Here is a 2,911-nt window from a genome sequence, read left to right as displayed (position 1 = left end):
CCCCGCCCCCGTACCCCGCCGCGCGCCCCCTGCACTTCACCGGGCCCGCCATGCTCCGCGGCCTCGCCGTCGCCGACGCCCTCGCCGTCGTCCCGCCCGGCGGCGCCCCCGCCGGCACCTCCGTACGCGTCCTGCGCCTCCCCTGGACCGCAGCCACGGCGGACTCCGCAGCCACCGCCCCGGCAGGTCCGGTGTGAGATACCCCGACCAGCTGGCGCAGAACGTCTCCCTGCCCCGCCGCCCCCGCGCGCCACTGCGCCAGGTCAGCGGCCGTATCCTGACCGCGCTCTCCGTGCTCGGCATCGCCATCCTCGTCGTCTACCTCGGCCGCGACGGCTACACCGACAACGCCGACGGCAAGGTGGGCCTGCTGGACGCCGCGTACTACGCGACCGTCTCCCTCTCCACCACCGGCTACGGCGACATCGTCCCCGTCACCCCGGGCACCCGGCTCATCACCGTCCTCGTGGTGACGCCGCTGCGCGTGCTCTTTCTGATCATCCTCGTCGGCACCACCCTTGAGGTGCTCACCGAGCGCACCCGCCACCAGTGGCGGCTCGATCGCTGGAGGTCAGCGTTGCGCGACCACACCGTCATCGTCGGCTACGGCACGAAGGGCCGCTCCGCGCTGCAGACGCTGCGCGCCAAGGGCCTGGACAAGGGCCAGATCGTGGTGATCGACCCGAGCGGGAAGGTCGTCGAGGCGGCCAACCACGACGGCTACGTCGGCGTCGTCGGCGACGCGACCCGCTCCGCGGTGCTGCTGCGCGCCGAGGGGCAGCGGGCGGCGCAGTTCGTCATCGCGCCGCAGCGCGACGACACGGCGGTGCTGGTGACGCTGACGGTGCGGCAGCTGAACCCGCGGGCCAAGATCGTGACGGCGGTGCGCGAGGAGGAGAACGCGCCGCTGCTCCGCCAGTCCGGCGCGGACGCCGTGATCACCAGCTCCAGCGCGGCGGGCCGGCTGCTCGGCCTGTCGGTGCTGAGCCCCAGCGCCGGCACGGTGCTGGAGGACCTGATCGTGCAGGGCTCAGGGCTGGACCTCATCGAGCGCCCGGCGACCAAGGCGGAGGCCGGGCTGCTGCCGCGCGAGACGGACGACCTGGTGGTGGCGGTCAAGCGCGGGCACCGGCTGATGGCGTACGACGATCCGGAGGTCGGCCGGCTGGAGATGACGGACCGGCTGATCACCATCGCCCGGGCCGCCGGACCCCCGACCACCCCGGAACGGGAACGCATAGTCACCCGCGAGGGTGGCTGGGACCTCGGCGGGCGCCGGGACCGCGGCCGCCGGGACTACGACGACCTCGGCGACTCCAGAGGCGCCCGGGACGCCCGGGACGCCCGGGGCTACGGCGGCTACGGGGAGTCGGGCGCCCGGGCCCGCGACAGGGACCGGGACCGGGACCGCGGCAGGGACCGCGACCGGGGCCGGGACGGCGACCGGAGACCGGGGGAGGACCGGGACGGCGACGCGGACGCGGAGTAGTAGCGTCCACCTCATGCATGCGATCACCATCTCAGAGCCCGGCGGCCCCGATTCGCTCGTCTGGGCAGAGGTTCCCGACCCGGTGCCGGCGGCAGGCGACGTGCTGATCGAGGTGGCTGCCGCCGGCGTGAACCGCGCGGACGTGCTGCAGCGCCAGGGGTTCTACGAACCGCCCGCCGGCGCGTCCCCGTACCCCGGACTGGAGTGCGCGGGCCGCATCGCCGCGCTCGGCGCGGGCGTGGCCGGCTGGGAGGTCGGCGACGAGGTGTGCGCGCTGCTGGCCGGCGGCGGGTACGCGGAGCGGGTCGCGGTGCCCGCCGGGCAGCTGCTGCCCGTACCGCGGGGGCTCGACGCCGTGACCGCCGCCGCGCTGCCCGAAGTGGCGTGCACCGTCTGGTCGAACGTGTTCATGATCGCCCACCTCCGACCCGGCGAGACGCTGCTCGTGCACGGCGGCGGCAGCGGCATCGGCACGATGGCCGTGCAGCTGGGCAAGGCGGTCGGCGCCCGGGTGGCGGTGACGGCGGGCAGCGTGGAGAAGCTGGAGTACTGCCGCGAGCTGGGCGCCGACGTGCTCATCAACTACCGCGAGCAGGACTTCGTCAAGGAGGTGCGGGCCGCCACGGAGGGCGCGGGCGCGGACGTCATCCTGGACATCGTCGGGGCCCGGTACCTGGCGCAGAACGTGAAGGCGCTGGCGGTCAACGGCCGGATCGCGGTGATCGGGCTGCAGGGCGGGGTGAAGGGGGAGCTGAACCTCGGCGCGCTGCTGGCGAAGCGCGGGGCGATCACGGCGACGTCGCTGCGGGGGCGCCCGCCGGGCGAGAAGGCGGCGATCGTGGCGGCGGTACGGGAGCACGTGTGGCCGCTGGTGGAGGCGGACCGGGTGCGGCCGATCGTGGACCGGACGCTGCCGGTGCGGCAGGCGGCGGAGGCGCACCGGGTGATGGAGTCGAGCGCGCACGTGGGGAAGCTGCTGCTGACGACGTGAGCGTGGTACGCCGGGCGGGGGAACCTCGCACGGCGTAGCCCCGAATGTCGGCTTTGATGATTTATGTGACTCTGGTCACGTCAGCATCGCCGGCACGGAAGGGCCTTCGCCGTGGCTGCTCACGCACGTCGCCTGCGCCTCGCGGCCGGGGCGCTGGCGGTGGTCGTGTGGCAGGCGCCGACGCAGGTGGCGGCGGCGTACGGACCGTCCGGGGCGGCGGGTGCGTACGAACTGCCTGCGGCGGCGGGCGGGTACGAGGCGGGGCGGTCGGCGGCGTACGGGCAGCAGCGCGGGTCACCGGCCTACGGGCAGGGCGGCCCGGCGCGGACCGGAACCCTGGCCGACGGGGCCCCCCGGACGGCCGCCACCGCGGCCGCCCGCCCCGGCAGTGGCCTGGGCGGCGGGGTGCTGCGAGCGGCCGGCGCCGAGAG

Annotated in this window: 1 protein-coding gene and 3 pseudogenes; all 4 read left to right on the top strand. The window is 75.4% G+C overall.

The window, feature by feature from the left end; all coding sequences use genetic code 11:
- Nucleotides 1-197 (top strand): annotated as a pseudogene (locus tag ABD317_RS35445) (molybdopterin molybdotransferase MoeA); the annotation flags it as partial.
- Nucleotides 194-1,216: pseudogene (locus ABD317_RS35440) on the top strand (potassium channel family protein); the annotation flags it as partial. The pseudogenes ABD317_RS35445 and ABD317_RS35440, both read left to right, overlap by 4 nt.
- Before the next feature lie 286 nt (nt 1,217-1,502).
- On the top strand, nt 1,503-2,480 hold the full coding sequence (locus ABD317_RS35435; RefSeq protein ID WP_344295876.1) for an NAD(P)H-quinone oxidoreductase: 978 nt from the start codon (nt 1,503-1,505) through the stop codon (nt 2,478-2,480).
- A gap of 111 nt (nt 2,481-2,591) precedes the next feature.
- Nucleotides 2,592-2,911, top strand: a pseudogene (locus ABD317_RS35430) (hypothetical protein); the annotation flags it as partial.

The sequence above is a fragment of the Streptomyces synnematoformans genome (genome assembly GCF_039531005.1).
Lineage (GTDB): Bacteria > Actinomycetota > Actinomycetes > Streptomycetales > Streptomycetaceae > Streptomyces > Streptomyces synnematoformans.
The sequence above is the reverse complement of the archived record's forward strand: the minus strand, read 5'-3'. Positions and strand labels throughout refer to the sequence as shown.